23 protein-coding genes are annotated in these 22,340 nt (G+C 46.2%); 12 read left to right on the forward strand and 11 right to left on the reverse strand.

What is annotated here, in order from left to right; translation table 11 throughout:
• Positions 1 to 233: 233 nt before the first annotated feature.
• Positions 234 to 728, reverse strand: a complete 495-nt coding sequence (locus ACLWBD_RS10855) for a Fur family transcriptional regulator (RefSeq protein WP_063204421.1) — start codon at positions 726 to 728, stop codon at positions 234 to 236.
• Positions 729 to 845: 117 nt separating this feature from the next.
• Positions 846 to 1,757 (reverse strand): GTP cyclohydrolase FolE2, encoded by a 912-nt coding sequence (folE2, locus tag ACLWBD_RS10860; protein ID WP_413568183.1) that lies wholly within the window; start codon positions 1,755 to 1,757, stop codon positions 846 to 848.
• 123 nt (positions 1,758 to 1,880) lie between these two features.
• On the opposite strand from folE2, the gene ACLWBD_RS10865 reads away from it, so the two are divergent.
• Positions 1,881 to 2,450, forward strand: a complete 570-nt coding sequence (locus ACLWBD_RS10865; RefSeq protein WP_413568184.1) for a Maf family protein — start codon at positions 1,881 to 1,883, stop codon at positions 2,448 to 2,450.
• On the forward strand, positions 2,447 to 2,851 hold the full coding sequence (locus ACLWBD_RS10870) for a cytidine deaminase (RefSeq protein WP_413568185.1): 405 nt from the start codon (positions 2,447 to 2,449) through the stop codon (positions 2,849 to 2,851). Before ACLWBD_RS10865 ends, ACLWBD_RS10870 begins: the two co-directional genes overlap by 4 nt.
• A 6-nt stretch (positions 2,852 to 2,857) precedes the next feature.
• On the opposite strand, the gene ACLWBD_RS10875 is transcribed toward ACLWBD_RS10870, so the two are convergent.
• The 3 genes from ACLWBD_RS10875 to ACLWBD_RS10885 form a co-directional block, all read right to left on the reverse strand.
• Positions 2,858 to 3,940 (reverse strand): endonuclease/exonuclease/phosphatase family protein, encoded by a 1,083-nt coding sequence (locus ACLWBD_RS10875; RefSeq protein ID WP_413568186.1) that lies wholly within the window; start codon positions 3,938 to 3,940, stop codon positions 2,858 to 2,860.
• Between the two features lie 144 nt (positions 3,941 to 4,084).
• Positions 4,085 to 4,732, reverse strand: coding sequence for a hypothetical protein (locus tag ACLWBD_RS10880; RefSeq protein WP_413568187.1), 648 nt, complete (start codon positions 4,730 to 4,732; stop codon positions 4,085 to 4,087).
• Positions 4,732 to 5,769 carry a SurA N-terminal domain-containing protein gene (locus ACLWBD_RS10885; RefSeq protein WP_413568188.1) on the reverse strand — a complete coding sequence of 346 codons (1,038 nt, stop codon included), beginning with the start codon at positions 5,767 to 5,769 and terminating at the stop codon, positions 4,732 to 4,734. The genes ACLWBD_RS10880 and ACLWBD_RS10885 overlap by 1 nt, the downstream gene beginning before the upstream one ends.
• 175 nt (positions 5,770 to 5,944) lie before the next feature.
• On the opposite strand from ACLWBD_RS10885, the gene mreC reads away from it, so the two are divergent.
• The 7 genes from mreC to ACLWBD_RS10920 all read left to right on the forward strand — a co-directional run bounded on the left by mreC (position 5,945) and on the right by ACLWBD_RS10920 (position 13,430).
• Entirely contained in the window at positions 5,945 to 6,991 is a 1,047-nt protein-coding gene (mreC, locus tag ACLWBD_RS10890) for a rod shape-determining protein MreC (RefSeq protein ID WP_413568189.1), read from the forward strand.
• On the forward strand, positions 6,988 to 7,524 hold the full coding sequence (locus ACLWBD_RS10895) for a hypothetical protein (protein ID WP_063242687.1): 537 nt from the start codon (positions 6,988 to 6,990) through the stop codon (positions 7,522 to 7,524). The genes mreC and ACLWBD_RS10895 overlap by 4 nt, the downstream gene beginning before the upstream one ends.
• On the forward strand, positions 7,521 to 9,512 hold the full coding sequence (gene mrdA / locus ACLWBD_RS10900; protein WP_413568190.1) for a penicillin-binding protein 2: 1,992 nt from the start codon (positions 7,521 to 7,523) through the stop codon (positions 9,510 to 9,512). Before ACLWBD_RS10895 ends, mrdA begins: the two co-directional genes overlap by 4 nt.
• A 2-nt stretch (positions 9,513 to 9,514) precedes the next feature.
• Positions 9,515 to 10,639 carry a rod shape-determining protein RodA gene (gene rodA / locus ACLWBD_RS10905; RefSeq protein ID WP_413568191.1) on the forward strand — a complete coding sequence of 375 codons (1,125 nt, stop codon included), beginning with the start codon at positions 9,515 to 9,517 and terminating at the stop codon, positions 10,637 to 10,639.
• A gap of 542 nt (positions 10,640 to 11,181) precedes the next feature.
• Entirely contained in the window at positions 11,182 to 11,901 is a 720-nt protein-coding gene (locus ACLWBD_RS10910; protein ID WP_063242692.1) for a lytic transglycosylase domain-containing protein, read from the forward strand.
• Positions 11,902 to 12,078: 177 nt separating this feature from the next.
• Positions 12,079 to 12,753, forward strand: a complete 675-nt coding sequence (locus ACLWBD_RS10915) for a hypothetical protein (RefSeq protein ID WP_063204434.1) — start codon at positions 12,079 to 12,081, stop codon at positions 12,751 to 12,753.
• A 32-nt stretch (positions 12,754 to 12,785) separates the two neighbouring features.
• A complete protein-coding gene (locus ACLWBD_RS10920) occupies positions 12,786 to 13,430 on the forward strand; it encodes an iron-containing redox enzyme family protein (protein WP_413568192.1) in 645 nt (214 codons plus the stop codon).
• 75 nt (positions 13,431 to 13,505) lie between these two features.
• Here ACLWBD_RS10920 and ACLWBD_RS10925 read toward each other — a convergent pair whose 3' ends face one another.
• The 3 genes from ACLWBD_RS10925 to ACLWBD_RS10935 form a co-directional block, all read right to left on the reverse strand.
• The gene (locus ACLWBD_RS10925; RefSeq protein ID WP_413568193.1) at positions 13,506 to 14,177 is read right to left on the reverse strand and encodes a hypothetical protein; all 672 of its coding nucleotides are present in this window, start codon (positions 14,175 to 14,177) and stop codon (positions 13,506 to 13,508) included.
• 208 nt (positions 14,178 to 14,385) lie between these two features.
• Positions 14,386 to 14,712, reverse strand: a complete 327-nt coding sequence (trxA, locus tag ACLWBD_RS10930; protein WP_041874691.1) for a thioredoxin — start codon at positions 14,710 to 14,712, stop codon at positions 14,386 to 14,388.
• Between the two features lie 72 nt (positions 14,713 to 14,784).
• Positions 14,785 to 15,831 carry a hypothetical protein gene (locus ACLWBD_RS10935; RefSeq protein ID WP_063204437.1) on the reverse strand — a complete coding sequence of 349 codons (1,047 nt, stop codon included), beginning with the start codon at positions 15,829 to 15,831 and terminating at the stop codon, positions 14,785 to 14,787.
• Positions 15,832 to 15,959: 128 nt separating this feature from the next.
• Between ACLWBD_RS10935 and lptF the strand changes: the two genes are divergently transcribed.
• Positions 15,960 to 17,063 carry an LPS export ABC transporter permease LptF gene (lptF, locus tag ACLWBD_RS10940; protein ID WP_413568194.1) on the forward strand — a complete coding sequence of 368 codons (1,104 nt, stop codon included), beginning with the start codon at positions 15,960 to 15,962 and terminating at the stop codon, positions 17,061 to 17,063.
• Between the two features lie 172 nt (positions 17,064 to 17,235).
• Here the strand turns inward: lptF and ACLWBD_RS10945 are convergent, their stop codons facing one another.
• The 3 genes from ACLWBD_RS10945 to ACLWBD_RS10955 are packed head-to-tail and all read right to left on the reverse strand — an operon-like array spanning position 17,236 to position 20,404.
• Positions 17,236 to 18,183 carry a DNA-processing protein DprA gene (locus tag ACLWBD_RS10945; RefSeq protein ID WP_413568195.1) on the reverse strand — a complete coding sequence of 316 codons (948 nt, stop codon included), beginning with the start codon at positions 18,181 to 18,183 and terminating at the stop codon, positions 17,236 to 17,238.
• Between the two features lie 41 nt (positions 18,184 to 18,224).
• On the reverse strand, positions 18,225 to 19,847 hold the full coding sequence (locus ACLWBD_RS10950) for a LysM peptidoglycan-binding domain-containing protein (protein ID WP_413568196.1): 1,623 nt from the start codon (positions 19,845 to 19,847) through the stop codon (positions 18,225 to 18,227).
• 29 nt (positions 19,848 to 19,876) lie between these two features.
• Positions 19,877 to 20,404 (reverse strand): tetratricopeptide repeat protein, encoded by a 528-nt coding sequence (locus ACLWBD_RS10955; RefSeq protein WP_063204441.1) that lies wholly within the window; start codon positions 20,402 to 20,404, stop codon positions 19,877 to 19,879.
• Positions 20,405 to 20,719: 315 nt separating this feature from the next.
• Between ACLWBD_RS10955 and ACLWBD_RS10960 the strand changes: the two genes are divergently transcribed.
• Together ACLWBD_RS10960 and ACLWBD_RS10965 are read left to right on the forward strand one after the other, a co-directional pair.
• The gene (locus ACLWBD_RS10960) at positions 20,720 to 21,622 is read left to right on the forward strand and encodes a ComEC/Rec2 family competence protein (RefSeq protein WP_413568197.1); all 903 of its coding nucleotides are present in this window, start codon (positions 20,720 to 20,722) and stop codon (positions 21,620 to 21,622) included.
• A complete protein-coding gene (locus ACLWBD_RS10965; RefSeq protein ID WP_413568198.1) occupies positions 21,619 to 22,335 on the forward strand; it encodes a hydrolase in 717 nt (238 codons plus the stop codon). The genes ACLWBD_RS10960 and ACLWBD_RS10965 overlap by 4 nt, the downstream gene beginning before the upstream one ends.
• The last annotated feature ends 5 nt before the right edge of the window (positions 22,336 to 22,340 follow it).

Below are 22,340 nucleotides of genomic sequence, written 5' to 3' on the forward strand. Positions count from 1 at the left end.
CGGACTTTCCAAAACACTTCGCAACCCCAACCCATAAAATTATTGAAGTTTCCCTAGTATAGCGACGGTAATTCTCACTTTGAGACACAGTCATTATACAAAATTAAGGTCGATCAAAAAGGTGCGGGCGCAAGGCGGAGGTGCTTCCCGCAGCGCAGGCGTGCTAGAAGCACGTCGGAGCGAGGACAAGCGCCGACAACGAAGTCGAACGGGCCTTTTTCATCGACCGCCGTTTAAACCTTAGCTTGGCAGGACGGACATACACCGTACAGCTCTAAAATGTGGTGGGTCAGCTTAAAGCCGAACTGATGCGCGACTTTTTCTTGAAGACCTTCGATGGCTTTGTTTTCAAACTCGCAAATCTTTCCGCACTTCACGCATGTTAAGTGGTCGTGGTGACCTTTCGGAGTCAGCTCATAGCGCGCTGGCAATCCGCCCATGCGCACTTCCGTAACGAAACTGCCCTCTGTCAGAGTGCGAAGGAAACGATACACTGTCGCAAAACCAATATCTGGATGATCTTTATTTAGCTTTTCATAGAGCTCTTGAGCTGTGACGTGGCGGCGGCCATCGTGCAAAGCCTTTAGAATCGCCATACGTTGAGTTGTAACTTTAAGATTCAAGGCACGGATAATACGTTTGAGCTCGGGCTCATCAAATTGTTCCGTATGAACTACGATGTCTTCATCATGTTGTCTTGGAAGAAATGGAACTGCGTCTTTACCCATGGGCACCTCGAACGACCATTTATAGGAGAAGTGCCCTCAGAAGTCCAAATAATTAAGAATCATTTTCAGTTGATTCTTAATTACCTGGCAGTTTTTTCAAGAAAAACAACCTAAGTCCTAGAAAGTACGAAGGTTTTTACCTTTAGATATATGAGAAACGGCGTTATGTGGATGCAGGCTTTCGACGTGGCTGAACTCAGCAACGTAATCCAGAATCTCCGCTTTGACATCCAAAGCTTCTTTAACCCGGCGAGCCGCATCTTCACAGAACATCAAGTTTTGACCATTGCGAAGAGCGAACTCTTGCTCGTCTTCCCTTTTCACCGCACCTTGAACGGCGGTTTGCAGAGCCTCTTCAACCACGTCAATCAAATCGCCGTAGTTAAAGTTCGGTCCCACCTCTGCTTTGACACGTGCAAAACTTCTTTGCGCGTGCGGAGTCGCGACGATCCCTTGCGGAGTTCCCAACCAAGAATGAACGACGTCAAAATCCAAAGAGCGCTCTTCAAATTGTTGTTTGAAACTATCTTGAATCAATTGACGAGACAAAGCCGCTGAAGCCGGGCAAGTACTTGAATAGGTCACAACCACTTCAACGAAGTAATTCTTGGCGCCTTCCTTGTTGAATGAAGAAAGAATCACGGGATAAGAGCGCCAAGCTTGGTTTGCACTCTTTAAGGCTTTGCGTACGAGCGGAGCTTCAAACTGCACTTGCACCAAAGCTTGCGTCGAAAGATCTTCATGCGTGCGCAGGAACTCATCCGTCGTTTGACCAAGAAGACCCAAAGACATTTCGTTCTTCGACAAGGTTTCTTGAGTGATAAGATACAAACGCGACATATGAATGCCACGTGAAGGAGTTTTATCTAAGCTGACTTTTGCATCCACGCGAGCCGGAATGCGATACACGCCATCGGTTTGACGAAGCAACAAAGGCAATTCAATCGAACCCATTCCTACCCAGTCAATCGGAGCGTATTTTTCAGCGTGAGTTTCTTTAGCCACATCGGGCAGAGTTTTTTTAGTCATACAATTCTTCAGTTCTCTTCTGGAAATCAGGTTATTCCAGAGACCCACTGTTTACCCCAATTTCATCGCGTTGGCTCTTAAATTATAGTTTTTACAGCTATTTTGACATATAGTTGAAGCCCTATGGCAGAAAAACAATTGATCCTCGCAAGTACATCGAAATACCGCCAAGAGCTGCTTTCTCGTTTGGCTTACAAATTCACCGCAACCGCCCCTTTGATTGATGAAGAAAAAGAGAAGGATCCTAGCCTTTCCCCTCAACATCTTGCAGAAAAGCTGGCGATGTTGAAAGCAGACAGCCTGAAAGGGGCCGGCCGCGTTGTGATCGGAGGCGATCAACTGGTGGCCTTTGAAGGTCGCATTCTTGGCAAGTCGCACACGGCAGAAAAAGCCGTCGAACAGCTTTTTTCCATGCAGGGTAAGACGCATGAATTGATCACAGCGATCTGCGTGTTTGATGGTGACAAGATGATCCCCTATACTGACATCACGCGCATGCATATGAAAAAACTTTCGCGCGAACAGATCGAGCGCTACGTGCAACTTGATATGCCGACGGATTGCGCTGGCAGTTATAAAATTGAAAAGCACGGCATCATGCTTTTTGATAAAATCGAAAGCCAGGATTTCACCGCCATTCAAGGTTTACCCTTGATCGCACTCAGCAAAATATTAGAGAATTTAGGACTATGACTGATATTCAAAAAAAACTTTTCGAAGCTGCTTGTGATGCTCAAAAAAGAGCTCACGCCCCTTATTCTAGTGCCTTTATCGGCGCCGCTGTTTTAATGGCAGACGGCTCTATTTATTCTGGATGCAATGTTGAAAACGCTTCTTTCGGCGGAACTGTGTGCGCTGAGCGCGTGGCCATTTTTAAAGCTGTCAGCGAAGGCGCTCCGAAACAAGTGAAAGAAGTTTTAGTCGTCAGCGACGCTGAAAAACCCTGGCCTCCGTGTGGATTCTGCCGTCAAGTCATCGCTGAATTCGCGACCGAACAAACCCTGATTCACACCGCGAACCTTCAAGGAAAAATGAAGACCTTCGCCTTCCCAGAAATCTTCCCCGAAGCTTTCACCCCAAAACACCTCGACTAGAGGTGCCTATCGGTATTTTTCGAAGTAGGTGTTGAATGTGCCTTGGCGGTTTTTTAGTTGGGTTGAAAGTTCGTTGATCATTTGGGCGTAGCCTTCGAATTCTTTGGCGTCTTCTTGTTGAAGGATGTAGCTCGCGACCGCTAAAGTTTCTAGGGCCTCGGTGCGGCGTCTTTCGATGTCGCTTGCCTCGACCACAGACGTCGTGGGCTCTACGGAAAACTTCACGCGAACGCCGAAATGGTCGGACCATGGTTTGCGCGGAGTTCCGCGCATGTTCACTTCGCCCTCAAGAGCTTTTAAAGTCGTTCCTGAATTTCCGACGTTGGAGAAGAAGATATAGTCAAATGTGTGATCGCTCAGCATCCAGCCCAAGGGGTTTCCCGTGCAGTACGTGCAGAAGGATTTTGGATAGGCTCCACCAAAAGATTCTTCCATAGAGTCATGAGCACCCAATGTTAGCATCAGGAACTTTCTTTCGACGCTATCGATGTCGGCATTGAAATCGCCGGATAAAACTAACTTTTCATTTTGGTGCTTTAATCTCCAGCGCAAGATATCCAGGATTTGCGTCAAGCGCACGGCAGGAGACGTAGGGTGAAGATGTGTGTTTAAGAAAAAGAAATCTTCATCGATACCGAAAAATCCGGCACGAACGACGTGATAGGCTTTTTTGACATTAAAGGCGACACGTACTGAATCCAGGACGCCGCCCTCGTTATTGACTTGAAAGTCTTCCGTTTGACTCCCCTTCACGTCCGCCATGAAAAGTGACATCAAGCCGATACGTGATTTTTTATTGGGAGCACTGATTTCGTATTGGCGATGCAAATTGTTTTCGATTTGTTGAATATGGCCTTCGTTCCATACTTCTTGTAAATGAACCACATCACATTTAGGGATGGATTGAAGAAAGCCTGTCATGCGTTCGGTGCGCTCTTCGACCTTAGAAGCATAGATCGGACCGTAAGCATTGAAGTTTTGTAAGCAGAATCGCGGAGGATTCGGATCGGCAGAAAAGTACATTTCCGCACGCGCACTTTGAGCACCTAAAACAAGCAAACCCAGAGTTAACATCTTTGAAAGAGTCATCACGTTCCTCGCAGACAAAAAGTCTTATGGTCCTTTATTCAAGTTCCATACAAAGGCGAGCAGCTTTTTAATTTGAAAACGGCTGTCTAACTTTGAGACAGGGCGACTAATTGGCAGAGTTTTATCGCGGAAAACGCAGCTTCCTTAGGGAAGAATAAGACTGTGCCCGGAAGTTAAAAATTCTATTTTCACCTGTTCCAGGAAACTCTGTGAAGGAAGCATTTTCCCCACCCACGAATCCACTTCTTTGAGGAATTCATCCGAGGTTTTTTTCGAAGCGGATTTCAATAGCTTAAAGCCTTCATGGCGATAGTCGTCTTGGTTGATACTGTTCTTGCTATCGTGTTTCCAAATAAAGTTGAGTTTTAAAAGTTCAAACTTACCGTCGAGAGGCAAAGACTCAAGATAGTGAGCGTATGAAAATCGGGCCTGCAGCAAAGTTTGAGTCGTATCCCAAGAAAAACCCCATTGGCGCTCCTCGCGGAAGTTCAAACTATAAAGTTTTACTTGAGCCGCATCGGCTTTTTGGGAAAGAAAATTTCTGGATTCTGCAAGAAGGGATGCCCACGTCGGATTCAGAATTTCGGTTTCAGCCATCCAGGCTTTGGACTCTAAATGACTCTTCAGTTCACCTAGCCACTTATCAACCAAAACCAAATCCGCTGACATGCCAGAAAGTGGATTTATCGGCGCATGAAATCCCGCAGACACATAAAACAAGAAACCCCGTCGTGCTGACAGGGCTCCTTCGATAACTATGCTTATTGGAATTTCACGAACAAAGCTAAGCATTAGTTCAACTGCAAAGCTTGCGTGTTCATAGTCACATGAGACTTAGAACGGAATTGGTTTACCCAGGCTTCAAACATACCGTCACCGCGGCGCTTTTGCAGCATTTCTGGAGCCATTGGCTCAAGGGCAGAAACTTGTTCTACTTTCGTCTCTTTTAATTTCAATACGTACTTCGCGTTGCCATCACGAACCAGGCGTTTCAACAAGGGCTCAGTTTTCTTAAGTTCGAAAACGGCCTCTGTCGCTACAGAGCTTGTGATTTTTGGGAAAGTTTCAGCACTGAGTTCAACAAAACCTGTTTCTTCCCAAGTTGCTTTCAACTCTTTAAGTTGCGCGTTCACGGCAGCTTCGTCGCCCTTAGCCAAGGCTTCGTCCAAAGCTTTCACAGCTGCGTCAGCTTTTTCCTTAGAAAGAGCTTTTGTCGCCGCTTCCGAATCAACACGAGCGAACATCACGTTGATCTTTTGAGATTTCAACTCTTGGATCTTTTTAAGTTCGACAGCTGTTGGTTTTGCAGCCAACTCAAACATCTGACGCGTGCGCACGTTTGCGATATCTTTACGCACTTTGTTTTCAAAATCGCCTGGAGTTGAACGAGTGGATTCAAGGTAACGGCTGTAGAATTCACGTTGGAACTGACCATTTTGTTGGAAGAACGGAATATCACGAACGATAAAGTTCGCTACTTCCGCGTCTGTTGTCAGAATGCCATTTTTCTGTGCAGCTTGTGACACAAGCTCCATGCGCACTAGGTTTTCCAAAGCTTGCTGACGAAGTAGTTGACGCTGAGAGCTAAAGTCCATCTGGCTTCCGAAGAGGTTTTGGTAGTACTGCTGAATGCGGTTTTCCTCTTGCTGGAAGTCGGCAAGAGAGATCAGGCTGTTGTTCACACGCGCTACTGATCCCACACCTGCGCCCATAGGGCCCGGCAATCCGAAAAACACGAATACCAGAATGATCGCGCCAAAGAGAATGATAGCTGTCACACTCTTACCAGAGAGTTTTCTCTTCATTTTATCAGCCATATTTTCGCTCATAACTTTTATCCTTCCTTAAACAACTTTTGAAAGCGGTTCCATTACCCAACGAATTTTGCATTTTTTCAAGGGGAAATTGTTGAAATAATTGGTTCTTTTGACTAGCGTTTGAATATTACCACGAGGACGCACTTTCAGAAATCGCGGTAACCATACACAGCATAGAGGGGAACCTTTGAACTTTTTCAACTTTGATCTCAAGAAACTTGTGATGATCGGGATTGTTTTGGCTTTGCCACTGATCTCTATCAACATGCAGCAAAGACCTCAGGAATCAAACTGGCTTTCGAAACCATTTACGATGTTGGCTAGCGCCGTGTCGGAAACTTTTTACGGCTTCAGTCATGGTGTCACTGATACAACCGCCATGTACGTCAATCTTATCAATATCAAAAAACACAGCGAAGAATTGAAAAGCACGAACAACGAGTTGCAAGCGCGTTTGGAAAAAATGAACGAGCTTCTTCTAGAGAACGATCGTCTGCGTGGTTTGCTGACTTTTAAAGAGCAAACGAAAATGAGCTTGATGGCCGCGCAAGTGATTGGTCGCGACTTGGTTATTGATCACAACACCGTCACCATCAACAAAGGAACTAACGACGGCCTGAAAGCCGGCCAAGCTGTCATCACGACAGGTGGTGTTCTAGGTTACATCTTTAAACCTGAACCTTTCACTTCGCATGTGATGTTGATCACGGATCGTTACGCCGTAGTTGATGGTTTGATCCAAAGAACGCGCGCGCGCGGTATCGTCGAAGGTAAAAGTCAATACACCAGCACCTTGCAGTTGAAATACGTCGAGCGTACTGAAGATGTGCAAGAAGGCGACATGGTCGTCACGGGCGGCTTGGATAATATTTTCCCAAAAGGTTTCCCTGTGGCGGTTGTTGAATCCGTCGAAAAGAAAACTTTCAGTGTGAGTTTGAAAGTGGATCTGCGTCCCGTTGTCGACCCTTATAAGGTCGAAGAAGTTTTTGTAGTTCTTTCTGCCGCGGCTGAAGATTTCGGAGACAAGTACGCTCCGCAAGCCGCAACCGAAGGCGAAACAACTGAGGCCGCTAATGTGGCAACGGCAGCTCCGGCAGCAAGCCCTGCGGCGACAGCAAAACCGACTCCCTCTGCAAGTCCGGCGGTAAAACCCGCAACGACGCCTGCGGTGAAACCTTCGCCGGCGGCAACTCCGGCACAAGCTCCGAAAAAGCCAGAGGAGAAACCACAGTGAAGATCCGCTGGAATGCTATTCTGAATTTTCTCGTATTATTTGCGGTTTTAATTTTGGTGGCGGGACTACAAACAACTTTCTGGTTCGAACTTTTTGGGAATGTTCCTTCCCCTCTACTTTGGTTGAACTTGATCGTATATGTGATCCTTTATCGTAAACCGTTCCCGGCCATCCTCACCGTTTACGCGATGGGCTTCATTTTGCTGTCGTTCACAGCAATGCCTTTAAAGATGATGTGGATCAGTTCCGTCATCCTCTTCACTTTGGTCTATGCGATCAAAACACGCGTCTTTTGGAGTGGCTCTGGATATTATACAATCATGTGCGGATTCTCAGCCGTCGCCTATCACCTGATTTATTTCTTCTCTTCGATGGTGTTAGAAAAAAATCCCGCGAGTTTTGAGATTGTTGATCGCTTGGTACAGATTGTTCTTACTCCTTCATTTGCCTTTCCGATGTACTGGATCTTAGCAAAAATCGACAAGATCACTCAGGATGAATTGATGCACGAGCCTGGGGGATTGGAGTTATGAGTACTTACGTAAGTAATCCGGATGAGGCAAAAGAGTACCACAGCCGGTATAAAATCTTTTACATCGCTATTGCGTTTGCTCTGACTATTTTCTCGATCCGCTTGTGGTATTTGCAAGTGATCTCGGGAAATGAGCTTCGTGAGTTCTCGGAAAAAAATCGTATCAAGCAAAACAAGATCACCGCACCCCGCGGATTGATGTTGGACCGTGACGGAAAAGTTCTGGTGGAAAACCTGCCGGGCTTTGAGGCGATTCTTTCTCCTCAATATATTGAGAACTTAGAAGAGCTTTCTAAAACTGTAGGACCCGTGCTAGGCATGGAGCCAGATAAAGTCGTTTTGAAAGTGACGAAGAGCCGTCGTCAAAACGGACCGTTTGCCCAGATTCGTCTGAAAGAAAACTTAAGCCGCGAGGAAGTCTTCCGTCTTAAACGCATGCGTTTGGATACGCCAGGACTTGAGATCCGCGAATCCATCGTGCGCTACTACCCTCTTAGAGATAATGGCGCACAACTTTTCGGTTACGTCGGTGAGATCTCGAAACGTCAGCTCCCTGTTCTGAACGAGCTTTACAAAGGCACGCTGCTCTTTGAACAAGGTGATATCATCGGTAAGAGTGGTTTGGAAGAGACCCTGGAAAAAGACATTCGCGGCGCAGATGGTGTCAGCTTTATTCAAGTCGATGCTCACGGACGTGAAACTGTCACGCAGACACCAAATATTTACGGTGAACAAATTAAAGACTTGATCCCGGTTCACGGTAACAACGCTGTTCTGACTATTGACCGCGACATCCAAGAGGCCGCTTTCAAATCCTTCATGGCTTTGAATCGTATTGGCGCAGTGGTCGCGATGAAAACCAATGGCGAGATCTTAGCATGGGTCAGCACTCCTTCTTTTGATCCGAATGAGTTCTCAACAGGGATTTCGGCGCAGACTTGGTCGCGTTTGATCAACGATCCATTTAAACCTTTACGTAATAAAGTTATTCAAGATCACAACTCTCCAGGTTCGACATTTAAGCCTTTAGTGGCGGTGCCGGCACTTCAAGAAAAAGTGATCACCCCGACAACGATTGTGAGTGCACCGGGTGTATTCTACTTTGGACGCCGTCCTTACCATGACCACTTAAAAGGTGGTCACGGTAACATCACGGTGTATGAGGCTCTGGAAAGGTCTTCGAATGTGTTCTTCTATAAGATGGGTATCGCGTTAGGCGTAGATAAGATGTTTGATTACATCAGCCTTCTGGGTATCGGCCAAAAAACCGGCATTGAACTTTCTCGTGAAGTGTCTGGAACTATGCCGAATTCTGCGTGGAAAAAAGCCACTGTCGGTGAAGAATGGCAACCGGGTGAAAACTTAAGTACCGCGATCGGGCAAGGTTTCGTGAACGTGACACCTTTATCGATGGCGATTGCTTACAACTCGATCGGTACTGAAGGAAAAGTTGTTAAGCCCTTCTTGGTTCGTAAGATCATCGATCAGGACGGAAAAGTCTTGCGCGAAAACTTCCCGCAAGTGGTGCGCGATCTTCAACAAACTCAGCCCAACGGCGTGCATATTTCTCCAGAGACTTTCAAAGTCGTGAAAGAAGGTATGCGTCGCGTGGCCAATGGTGACCGCGGAACAGCGAAACACTGGAAAGTTCCTGGCGTGCAGATGGCTGGTAAAACCGGCACGGCCCAGGTCATGGGCTTTTCTGCAGATCAAATCTACGCGAAGTGCGAAAGCCGCCCGATTCACATGCGCCACCACGGTTGGTTCGTCGCTTTTGCTCCGGCAGACAATCCAGAAATTACGATTGCCGCTTTAGCAGAGCACTCTTGTCACGGAAGTACGGGAGCCGCCCCGATTGTTCGCGATATCGTGCAAGCTTACTTTGAAAAATATCATCCTGAGGTGATTGAAGCCGCGCTGAAAGCTAAAGGGCAAAAACGCGCCACAGCTCCAACCGGCCCCATCCCTGAACCTGCAGAAGGAGAATAAGGGTGTTTACGTCGTTACACGTTGAAGAGAGAACTCTCTTCAAAAAATTAGATATCAACTTAATCATCGTCATCTTGGCGTTGAATGTGATCGGCCTTATCAATCTGTACAGCGCCACTCACGGCCCGACAACGGTCGACGTGGCCTCGCTGTTCATTTCACAAATCATGTGGTTGGCCGTTGGTTGGACAGTATTCCTGGTGGTGACTTTATTAGATTATTCCGTCGTCAGCAGGATCGCCCTGATCGTCTACGTTCTTAATCTGGGAGCCATCCTGTACGTAACCTTCTTCGGTAAAGTAGCCTTGGGAGCTCAACGTTGGATTGATCTTGGATTCTTCCGCTATCAGCCTTCAGAAACAATGAAGTTAGCACTGATCATGTTGATGGCCAAAATCCTAGCTACTAGAAACACTCATGGCCCCGGCATGGGACTGAAAGAGTTGATCGGACCTTTGATAGCTCTTTTAATCCCGTTCGGCTTGGTCGTTGAACAACCTGACTTAGGAACCGCGATGATGCTAGCGGCAATCGGCGGATCGATGCTGATCTTTGCAAAAATCAGAAAGAGCATCTTAGCAACAATCATCGTTCTAGGAATCATCGCCCTTCCAATCGCATGGAAGTTCGTCCTGCACGACTACCAAAAAAATCGTATCTTCACTTTCCTTTCTCCAGCTAGTGACCCGAGAGGAACAGGATACAACAGCATCCAATCCAAAATCGCCGTAGGCTCCGGCCGCTTCTTCGGAAAAGGCTTCATGAAAGGAACTCAGTCCCAACTAGAATTCCTTCCAGAACGCCACACCGATTTCATTTACTCAGTACTTAGCGAAGAACACGGCTTTGTAGGAAGTATCGCCGTCATCGGCCTGTTCGCGTTCCTCTTCATCACAGGAATCAGAATAGCCACCAACGCCCGCGACAAATTCGGAGCCCTCTTAACCGTCGGCGTCCTGTGCTACATCTTCTGGCACATGTTCGTAAACATAGGAATGGTCATAGGCCTCCTCCCCATCGTGGGCGTCCCCTTACCACTCCTAAGCTACGGAGGCTCCTCCATGCTAACCACCATGGCCGGCCTAGGAATAGTCAGCAGCGTAGCCTACCGAAGATATCTATTCTAAAAAAGAAAACAAAAAAGCCCTTCAACAGAAGGGCTTTTTTTATTTCCAAAACGAACCGCGCTGACCAACTAGTCAAATAAGCAATCTCAATCAAACAATCTTCAAGACCCTTCGAAGCGATGACATTTGCATCAGCACAGCTTTGGGTTGTGGGAGGGGCTTGCTGGATATCGTCCGAAGCGAGGCCTTCGCCGGCGCCACGACGGCGCGAACCGCACGAAGTGCGGCGGCGATTGAGCCCGGATGGCGTGCCTCGCGAAGAGACGATAGCCAGCAAGCCCCTCCCACAACCCAAAGCCGTCGCCCGAAGCGAACCCCACGGCAAACGAAGCGTCTCACCAAGAACGCCTCGAAAAGAGAATTCGTCCTAGAACGACTAACCAATGATCAGACACCGTCAACACATTGGTTGACACCCCTCCAAGCCAGCTCAAACCAATCAACTTTAATAGGCGCTTCATTCTAAGAATCCAAGAAAAACAAAAGCTTACACCGACGGCATGACCCTTGAACTTACCTACTTACATCAGGAGGTAGCGGTTATGAAAACGAAACATCTCAATACAGGAAAAGTGATAGCAGCCGCAACGCTCACGTTGGTTCTTTTTAATAACTTCGATTTCGTTCAATGGCCTGCCGTGAACAAGATCGGTATCGAAAGCGTGAATGAAGCTTCTCGCATCTCGCACGCGAAAGAACTATTAGGTTCAGACTATAAAGGTAGCAGCGCTCAAAAAGTAGAAGGCACTGCGACTTTAAATGAAATGATTTACGATAAAGTGCAAAGCTCTTTGGCTCCGCGCTGGAAAGGCCAAGCACGCAATATCTCTCGCACTGTTATTACTGAAGCAGCGAAACACAATTTAGACCCTGTGTTTGTTCTGGCAGTGATCAAAACAGAAAGTAAATTTAATCCGTTGGCTTTGGGTCGCTTTGGTGAAATCGGTTTGATGCAAATCAAACCGGATACAGCAGAGTGGATTGCGAAAAAATTCAAACTTCCTTGGAATGGTAAGAAGACATTGGAAAATCCTTCTGCCAACATCCGCATCGGTCTGGCTTACATGAGCTACCTTCGTGGAAAGTTTGACAAAAAAGCGGTTAAATACGTAAGCGCCTATAATATGGGACCGCTGAATGTGCGCCGCCTTCTTGCGAAAAACATGAAGCCTGCGGAATACAACTCTCGCGTGATGAAAAACTACGGCGAGATCTACGCAAAGCTTTCTAACAGTGCAAACATGGTTGTCGCATCTAACTAATGTACTAACTTAGGAGAGAAAAGCGGTTTTCTCTCCTAGTACTTTTTGAAAATTTCCATTTTTCATACGCACCAATTAAGTACGGAAACATTAAATTTAAGTCCGTATCAAATCTGCTCTTCAAACAAAGCTGAATACTCCCGAAAAGCTTCTATCTGAACATTTTGGGGGAATTTCATGAAGTATCAGTACTATCTGTTCAACCCACGTATACTTACTGACGAAACAGCGAAACTCACCAATCAGGTATATGAAACTTGGAAACAAGTTTACGACGGAATCTTTGAGTCTTTGCATACGGACGACTTCTATCGCAACGAAGTCATCACCTGCCTAAAGGATGTGGAGACTGACGAAGTCTTAGCCTTCCACATGTACAGCGTATTTGACGACCGCGCGAGCTCTCACCTAGAGCATCGCTATATGGAACCCTTCACGCCTGAGCTCGTTAAAAAGTTTCAAGCCGAAGGGGCCCATACCTATATGTCGCTTGAATATTTAGGGGTGAATACTTCTTACCAGTTAAGCAAGCCCGGCTTTAAGGTCGCCGATATTATTAGCGCCCTCAGCATGAAGGCCTTTGAGGCGTCCCCGTGGGATGGCCTGCTTGCCGTCGCTCGTATGGATTATAAGATTCATGAAAAAGCCCAACGCTTTGGCATGCGCCCGATGGGCGAAATCATGCGCGGAAAATATCCGTGTCAATTATTGTTCTTAAAGAAAACAGAAACCAAAGAGCTCTCCGACCCGTTTTTAGCCAAAATGGTGAACGAACTTTGGAATGCAAAAATCAACCACACTGATCTCATCAGTGATCAGCCTGTTAAAAAACGCCATTTAAAAATTGCTTAGTCATTTTTCAACTTAAACCAAATGAGGGACGTATGGAGAAAAAACAATTAGCTACGATCATGGATCGCGAAATCAAAGCCTTGGGTGACAAAATCATGGATTGCCCTTGGGACAATCCGGACTTTTATAAAAACTGGCTGGCGCAGACTTATTATCTGATTCGCCACACGACAAAGTTTTTGGCTCTTTCAGCGGCTCGCCTGCCCGTGGATGATCGCGATCATCACTATGCCATGCTTCACCATATCCAAGAGGAACTGAATCACGATTTCATGCCTTTAAAAGATTTAGAAAACATGGGCGGTAAGCTGGAGCAATATCCCGAGCTGCCAGAGACCGAGATGATCCGTCAATTGCAGTATTACTGGATCGAGTTTGAAAATCCACTTTCACTCTGTGGATACGCTTTCTTGCTTGAAGGCGCAGCGAAGTTCCACGGGCCTAAGCTTTTAGAAGTGCTTGAAAAACACTACGGAAAAAAAGCGACGGTGCACTTAAGAGTGCATGCGGTTGTCGATCAGGATCACTATGAAGAGGGTCAAAAATTCTTGGAACTTTTAAGTGAAAAAGATTGCGACTATATAGCCAAGAATATGCTGCAATCGGCGGTCCTTTATTCCCGTATGGTCGAAAGAATGGCAGAACAATGTAAAACAAAGGCACGCAAAGCCGCATAAACAGAACACGAATTCAAAAATAGAAAAGGCACCCCTTGGGTGCCTTTTCTATTTTAAGAATCAACAATTTAAGAACTAGTTGTGAACTGGTTCTGCGGTCTCAATCACCAACAAACCTTCAACACGTTTGTTGCGCTTCAAAGGACTGATCAATTTCACTTGTTGCATGAATGATTGTCCGTCTTCTTTCACTTCTTTTAGAAGATGCGGTTCGATATCAGGAACATGGCTGTCAGGGATTTCACCTGTAGCTACCTTCACGCCCAGATCGAAAATCTTCATTGTCATCGCAGCATTGCGCTCATAAAGATTCCACCACTCGACAGAGTACAGCTCTTCCAAAGTGTAAGAGCAGCATTCAAAGAATTTGAAATTGCGATAAAGCTGTTTGTTATCTACTGAATAGATTTCGACAAGATTTTCATCCGTCATGTGATTGAAAACATCCGCGCGAGGGATGAAATCAAGTTTGCGGAAAGCTCTCCATACGAAGCTGGAGTTGTCTTTCAACTTATAACCTTCAGAAATTTGCTCTTCACAAAGTTCTTTGAAGAAGGTGATGCTAGTCACGATCTCTTGCATTTTTTCGTAAGAGCATGCTTGGAAATGAGGCAACCCTTCAGCATAGGGCTTTCTGTAAACACCTTCCGTAGCAAACATCATACAGATCTTTTGAGATGCAGCTTTGAACTTCTCAACGAGTAAGGCCACATCTTGCTGGCGAACTTCAACAACTTCAATAGACATTTCTAACCCCTGCATACACTCACCTTATGTGAGTAGTTCAAAGATAGCCAGCAATTTGCCTTTTGTCCAATCAGACGGCTCAGCAAGTTAAATCTTACCAAGTTGCAATGATTGGAGACATAAGGGGAAAATTAGCGAGGTTTTAACATAAAAAAACCCCGCTTTTTTACAAGCAGGGTTTTTGTTTACTTCGCTCTGTAAAGAGAAATTAAACGTTCTTGTTCAAGAAATCCAAGATCGCATCTTTCGGGTGGTTACCAACAAGTTGACCCACTTCGCTACCACCTTTGAATAGCAACATCGCTGGAATTCCGCGGATACCATATTTACCTGGAGTTCCTGGGTTCTCATCAACATTCACCTTTACGATCTTCACTTTTTGACCCAACTCTTGAGCGACTTCTTCAAGCTTAGGAGCTAGCGCGCGACAAGGTCCGCACCACTCAGCCCAGAAATCCACTAGGACGGGAGTTGAAGAGTTAAGTACTTCTGTTTCAAATGAACTGTCAGTGACAGGTTTCGTAAATGTGCCCATGAATGGCCTCCGTAATATTCTCTTACTAATTTGAACATCAAAAGGTCTATCGTCAAGGTATGCGCGGAGCAATTACTTTTTAAACAGCGCTTTGGCAAACTCTTGGCGTAACTTATCGAGATCGCTGAGGTTTTGACCATCCCAATGAGCGGCAAGCTCTCTTTGGCGTCGACGCGCCTCAACTCGGGTCACGGTGCTTTTCGGAGAGACCTTCACATCTGCGACGATATTGCTGTATTTAGAGACACGGTCCTTAAGACCTTCTTCCGCCTTTTCAAGATCGGCCTTGGCCTTCGCCTGAATTTCCGGGGCCACATCCGAAGAGCCCGTTACAGCAAGACTCTCGTCTTCGGCCGCCGTATTATCAAGAACATCCACGCGCTCCACTTCAGGAGCACCGCCACCTAAAAGTTCGCGCTCCAAAGCCTTCAAATCAACATCCGGGAACGCCGACTCTTCACTGTTCGTCGATGCTTTTTCCGACGTGGCTTCAGACATGCGATCGCCAAACTTAAAAGAGAATTTTTTCGTCTCTTCTTCAGGGTTTAGCGTGAACTGTTGAGATTCTTCGTGAATTCTTTCTGACTGCAAAGAAGCATCGCCAGTGCCTTCTTCAGCACCCTCGGGAACGACACCTTTAACGTAAATAGCTTCGTTTTCAGTTCCGGCCTTACCACCGACAATGCTGTTACCGCCCGCCTTCTGCGGACTTTCCACATGCATGGCTTTATTCAAGCGCTCTAAAAGAACCGCTTCATCATGTCCTAAGATTTTTCCAATCACTTGAACAAGTCTTAAAGGAGCTACAGGGGCTTCAAGAATCATATCTACGCGAATGCGGATCAACTCTTGTGGATTGGGTTTGAAGTTTGCGGGAAAAATAAGCACAGACTTTCCCTGCCAGCGCGTCATCTCTTTCAAACGTTTGCCAACGCCCAACGAACTGACTTTACCACCCTTCCCATTACCAACAACAAGATCCGGATTGAATGCGAGCATCTGTTCTGCGATGGAATACTCGCTGGAAAGACCAATGACATCGAAGCCCACTTTTTTCAAAGTCGCCTCAACAGACATAAGATCTGCGTAATCCTCGTACACCAAAAGAATCTTGTTCATACATCTATTGTCGGATATGCAATGGATCGGGTCAATATCGCAGAGACAAACTGTCTGTACTAGACGATGGACGCGATGACTCCTTTAATTCGGCGGACTACAATGGGACTTCACAACGGAGACTGCTTTTGAGTATCTTTCACGGGAAAAAAGCTGCGCAGTACATTTTTTTTGAAATGCTTCCCAGCTTCATTTTGGGACTGATGGTCTTTATTTCGATCATCCTCATGTTTCAGGTTTTGCGCCTGACCGAATTTGCCCTGGTCCACGGCGTGACTCTTAAAACCATCGCCGAGATTATCGGTTATGTTGTCATTTCTCTTTTGCCAGTGCTCTTTCCGATGGCCTTGCTCTTTTCCGTTCTTTTAACCTACGGAAGATTGAGTCAAGACTCAGAAATCGTCGCGATGAAAGCGTCGGGACTTCCGATGGGCACACTGCTGTTGCCAGCAATTGTGTTATCGCTTTTTGTCGGCGCGATTTCAGCTCAGATGTCCTTCAACATCGCACCTTGGGGAAATCGCCAGTTTGAAGTTTTGTACTCACGCCTGGCAAACACCAAAGCCGGCGCTGTGATCAAAGAAGGAACTTTCTCTGAAGGTTTTTTTGATATGGTCGTCTATGCAAATGAAGTGAACTCGGACAAAGGCCTACTTAAGAACGTGTTTATTTACGACGAAAAAACCGGCGACGTGCCTTTGACGATCATCTCTAAAGAAGGTGAAATCATTCCCGATAAAGAGCGCCCCGGCCACGATATACTTCTGCGCCTTAAAGACGGAGAAATCCACCGTCAGGCCAAAACTCACACGAAGATCAGCTTTGATACATACGATGTCAGATTCTCTGAACCTGTGAACATTGAAGAGAAAAAAAAATCTCCCCAGTCTTTAACTTTGAACGAAGTGCGCAGCCGCCTCAAAGAAGATCTTAAAGACGAGGAACTGGAGCGCACCTTACGCACGGAATATCACAAACGCTTGGCGATCACTTTTTTGTGTGTGGTCTTTGCGATGATTGGCGTGGGACTAGGAACGACCACAAACCGTCGTGCCGCGAAAGCTGGCGGTATGATCCTATGTATTGGCCTTATCATTCTGTATTGGACCTTGTATGTCGCTGCTGAAGGTATGGCGCGCTCAGGAAGCTTGCCTGTGCCTGTAGCGATCTGGGCTCCGAATTTTATTTTTGCTCTTTTAGGTATGGAATCTTTAAGAAGGAATTGGAACTAAGACTGCGGTCGAAAATTAGAGCGATGCAGTAGCATCCATACTACCACGGTCATCCTTGACCACATCGCCCCTCCCTTAAATCAAATGGTAGGGGCATTCCCTCGACCTTGCAAAAGATTTTTTTAGATCATTTCATTTTTTTCTGAACAATTTTGGCAACTTAGATGACACACTACCGGTAGTGGTGAGTGATTTCAGAGCCTCCTATTGGTGCCGCCAGCGACTTTGAATTTTCCATTTCTACGCCAAAGTGCATGGATAAATCGTGAGCATCGCGGACCAACAATGCACCGTCCACTAACAATTCTAAGCTCCCTGTAAAGTGTGGATCTAAAGGGTGCCCCGGCACCACCCATACCGGACGTCCCAGCTGCAAAGACTGCTGTGCCGTAATCAGTGTTCCACTGCGCTTTTTGGCCTCAACTAACAAAGTCGCGCGACCCAATGCCGCGATCAAACGATTCCGATGATGGAAAAGATGCTTATGCATTTTCTGTTCGTAGGCGTACTCGCTGATGAAACAACCTCCGCGATTTAAAATAGGCGCAACCCACTCTTGTAAGTTCGCAGGATACAGATTTCCCAAGCCAGATGGCAAAACTACAACGGTTGTCGTGTCTTTGCGCAAAGCTGTCGAGTGAGATTTTTGATCGATACCGCGCGCACCTCCACTAATCACGCACGGCTTTTCTTTATCACAAAACGGAGCAAATTCTTTTTCCATCCACTGCATTGATTCAAATGTCGGCTCGCGACTGCCGACGACAGCTAGCGTGCGTTCGTTGAGCCATGCAGGTGACCCTAGAAAACTTAACGTCAAAGGAGGCTCCTCCATCCAATAGCACGAAGAAGGATAAAGCGCTTCGCCATAGCAAACCATCTGCACCCCTTGAAGTTTTAGCTTCACGGTTTCTTCGCAGTGATTTTTAAAAAGCGTGTGATTCTTTTGTAAGGCCGTAAAAAGATCCGGCGATAGGATTTTTAATTCATCCATCAATGTTTCTGCATCCAGACGGCCCGTGCCCCCGAGTGTACGATACAAATGCAAAAGAGAATCTTTTTGAAGAGTGTATAATGGATGAGACTTAATAATTTGCGATAAAGAATAAAGATCATTCATAGCAAAAAGCCCCTGCAATTCGCAGAGGCTTTTAAGCTTCATTATAATTCAAGGTCTAAGTCGTCGCTTCCGGAATCCGGTGAGCTTTCTGGAGTCGCTGCCGGTGCATCTTCGAAGTCTTTTTCGAAATCTTGATCCACCGCAGGTTCCGTCCGACTAGGAGCTGCGACAGGCTCTGTATAATTCGTCGCGTGCGACGTTGCACTTCCCACATAGTCGCCTAGCAAAATATCTTCAGAAGCTTTCGTGATATAGGCCGTCGCAAAGTTTCCAGAGACTTTCACAATTTTTGCTGTGCCAATCATACGGTCATTCGTCAAAGCATTATTCTTTCTATTACGAACACGCTCATCCGCGAAGATGGCTAAAGTTTGACCTTCTTGCAATCCTTGATTTGTTCCCGCATCTAGGAACACCAATGAGTTCGAACCAAATAGTTTTCTTTTTGCTTCAAAGTGTCCGCCCATGATTTTAGCGCCCACTCCCGAACTCACTGCTCCTGGAGAAGGATCAATTACAGGCAGCTTTCCTGGCGTTAAAACCGCGCCCACTTGAACGGGCTGCAGAGATCTTTTAACAATCGCGCGATAGATGTTTTTTTGATCATTCACACGCTCTAAAATTTCAATCTCGCCTTGGATTTCAACCATGTGACCCATGCGACCTTTTTGCGCAGGATCTGGCACCGTTCCGACGTTTCTTTGCGCCACGTATTCTTTAGAGCCACCGCCATTTTCAAGCTGCACGAAAACATACTGGTGCTCACCAGCTGTTTTCATATCGAGCTCTGCCGCAGTCACTACGCCCGCTCCATACGCCGGAGTATCTTGAATGTAGTATTCAAGATTTTCTAGCGCCGTGGGGAACTGAGTCTTGGGCAGCTCCACTTGCAACTGTACTTTTGCCGCACCTAAAGCGCCCATACGGTATTGAGGTAAACTTTGCGGAAGAGTTTTTAAAAGCGGCGTTCTTTTGCGTGCGCGTGGGATTGTCGCGCCAGCCGTTGTCGAACCCGACGCTGCGGCCTCCGCATTTCCGTTACTTGCTTTTTGATCGATAACGGTAGTTTCTCCCACATCCAAAGTCGGCGCATCATCCATGCTGCCAGGGAAGAATTGAACGCTCATTCCCGGGTCGATCTCGTGAGGATTTAAAATCTGCCCTTTATTCAAAGACCAAATTTTTGGCCAGAACAAGGGGTCCCCAAAGAAAGTTGTCGAGATACCCGAAAGCGTATCTCCTTTTTGAACTTGGTAAGTTTCTGATTCACGAGCACCTACGGCTTTTTCCCACGCTTCGACAGAAGTTGGCTGCTCGTTGTAGGTTTTGTAAATGCGGTGAAATTCGGCTTCGCGAGAATAATCCGGTTCACTTGTTCCAAAAGTTGCTGGAGCAGCATCTGGCGTCGTCGGTGGCAAATCTGTTGCGGCCGGCGTAGAAATGTCTTCAGCAGGAATATCCGGCGCAGGAGTTTCCGCAGATTGTCCAGACTCATCAATTTCTTTGAACTCAGGAACTGTCGGTTCCACTGTTTCTTGAGGCTGCTGAGGTTCTAACACATCCAAAGGATCTGACTCCCAAGTGGTGTCAGGAGGTGTGTCTTGCGCCTGCGCAACAAGTGCACAAAAAATCATTGCTAAAAGAACCGAGAACTTTTTTTTCATCACTTATGCGTCCTTGCGAAGTGAATTTCTTATTTCGTCATTCTGATTTCAGCGTCAGCACGGAAGGATTCCGGGCTGCCAGGATATTTTGTGCGCACTTCTTTCAAAGTCATGAGCGCATATTCCGGCAAGTTCATGCGTTTGTACGTCATGGCTTTTGCGAATTTTGCCGCCGCCACTTTGTTGCTGCGAGGATACTCTTTTTCAATACGAGCAAAGTATTTTACGGCTTCTGCGAAGTTGTTGTGATCCACGGCCATGCGACCGGCAAGAAAAAGTGCGTTGTCCGCGTAAGAACTTTGCGGAAATCTTGAAAGCAAGCTTTGCAGACGACTCTTAAATGCAATTTCATCGTCATTCTGATAAGCGCTTACCATTTCAGCATAGAGTGTGATGTCATTTTCTTTAGAAATGTCTTTTCCTGTCAGCTCCACCAGCAAAGACTCTTGCTGAAGTTCTTTCGCTGAAAGCTTTTGGGAAGATGCTCCAGGCTTCGCTAATACTGTCAAAGGAAGGGTCGCAAGGACCGTTGCTGCTAATAGTCTAAGTTGCTTCATCTCTCGACACCTCGTGATCTTTCTCCAGTATGACACGCATTGAGAAGTGCAAACAAGCAGGAGTTATCCACATAAAATGTTGAGTTATTGTAATGCTAGACCTTGGACCTGTTCATTTTCAAGGGTTTCAGCGAAATGCACACTCCTTAGGCATGGTATAAGCATTTGAAAACACTCAATAAAGTGCGATTACAGCGGCGTAATTAAGCTTGCAAATTTCAGATCTTAAAATCCGACCTCAGGAGACGCGCGGACCCGATGACAGAACATTTTAGAAATTAGGTGCGTCATTAAATTTGCTAACTAGTTGTAACCATGATTGTTCTTCTTCTTCTTGCTTTGAGCTTAAGCACACCACTTCCCAGCACTTTGCTAACGAACACATCAATATTCAGTGAAGAAATTCAGAGAAAATGTTCACAGACTCTCCCAAAAGATTCGCAACACTTCAATGCACTGAACTCTCTTGTTTGTGGCGAAAAAATCACAGACAAAGATTTGCGCGAAAATTTGCGTAAGACATCGCTCATTCATATCTTTGTGGTCTCGGGTTCTCACCTACTTTTACTTGATGAACTCTTAAGCATTTTGCGAATTCCATTCTGTGTAAGATTTTTCTTTATGAGTTTTTACTCCATCGTCGTTGGCTGGCAAGCTCCCGCCGTGCGTGCGCTTTTAGGCATGTGCAGTCGGCGCCTTCTACATCGTTCTCGCATCCTTCTTCCTAAAGACCTCTGCGTGCTCGTAGCGGGGTTTCTGGCGCTGATGCTATTCCCCGCTTGGTGGAACTCTTTGTCTTTCCTAATGAGCTGGTGCGCCGCTTTGGCGCTGACGGCTCCTGATGTGCTGCGCATTAGGAATTCTTGGGCGCGCGGATTTTTAACACAGTTTTCGATTTTCTTTTTTATGAGTGCGCCACTCTGGGGGATAGGAAGCCTTCATCCTTTAAGCATTCTTTATAATTTATTTTTAGCGCCAGTCGTTTCCTACATTCTTTTACCTCTGAGTTTTCTGGTTTCGGTGTTTTCGCCTTTGGTATTTCTGTTTGATTTTTTTATGGATCACTTTCATCACATTCTTTTTGTGCTCTCTGAGCCCATTGAGTTCGCTGCTCGCCAGACCCCAGATATTCGTCTTCTTTGGTGCTGGATTTTATTTTGGCATGTCGCCTTTCATTTTCTGCGCTTGCATCTTTGGCAGGGAAAGGATCTAACATGAAAGGCTTCATCTTCTTTTTAATTTTAGGAAGTGCGAGCCTCACCCAAGATTTTCCCGCGCGATCTTATTTCATTGTTTGGAATGTGGGACAGGGGCAATGGTTAACGGCCGTAACTCCCAGTGAGTGTCATCATTTCGATATGGGTGGAGAGTTCTTTCCTTGGGAGAAAGTTCTTCACCAATGCGCGAATAAAGACAATCGGGCTTACTTAAGCCATTGGGACTGGGATCATGTCGGAGCTTTAAGTAAAACCGCAAAGATCGCGCGCTTTGAGAACTTCTGCATTCAATTAAAACCGCAAGGAAAAAGTTCCCGCGGGAAAATGCAGATGTTGAAGAACTATTCTGAGTGTCCTTCCCGCTCAGAGCTTTCTTTGTGGTCCCCGAAAGCCGCAAAGAATTCGAATGAACTGAGTCATGTCGTTTCTTTTAAGGAGTTTTTGATTCCCGGAGATTCGACCTCGAAGCAGGAAAAAGTCTGGAGTTCTTTAAAAGCGTTTCGAAACAGCCATGTCTTGATCCTTGGACATCACGGCAGTCATACTTCCACTTCAGAAAAACTTTTAAGTTCATTACCTGAATTGCGTATGGGAGTAGCATCCGCGCGATGGTCCCGCTATCGCCATCCTCATAGCGAAGTGCAATGGCGGCTGCTGAAAAGAAAAATCCCCCTTCTTCGCACGGAAGATTGGGGGAATATTTGGTTTGAATGATTTTG

Origin of the sequence: Bdellovibrio sp. HCB117 (assembly GCF_047305915.1) — a bacterium.
GTDB lineage: Bacteria > Bdellovibrionota > Bdellovibrionia > Bdellovibrionales > Bdellovibrionaceae > Bdellovibrio > Bdellovibrio bacteriovorus_B.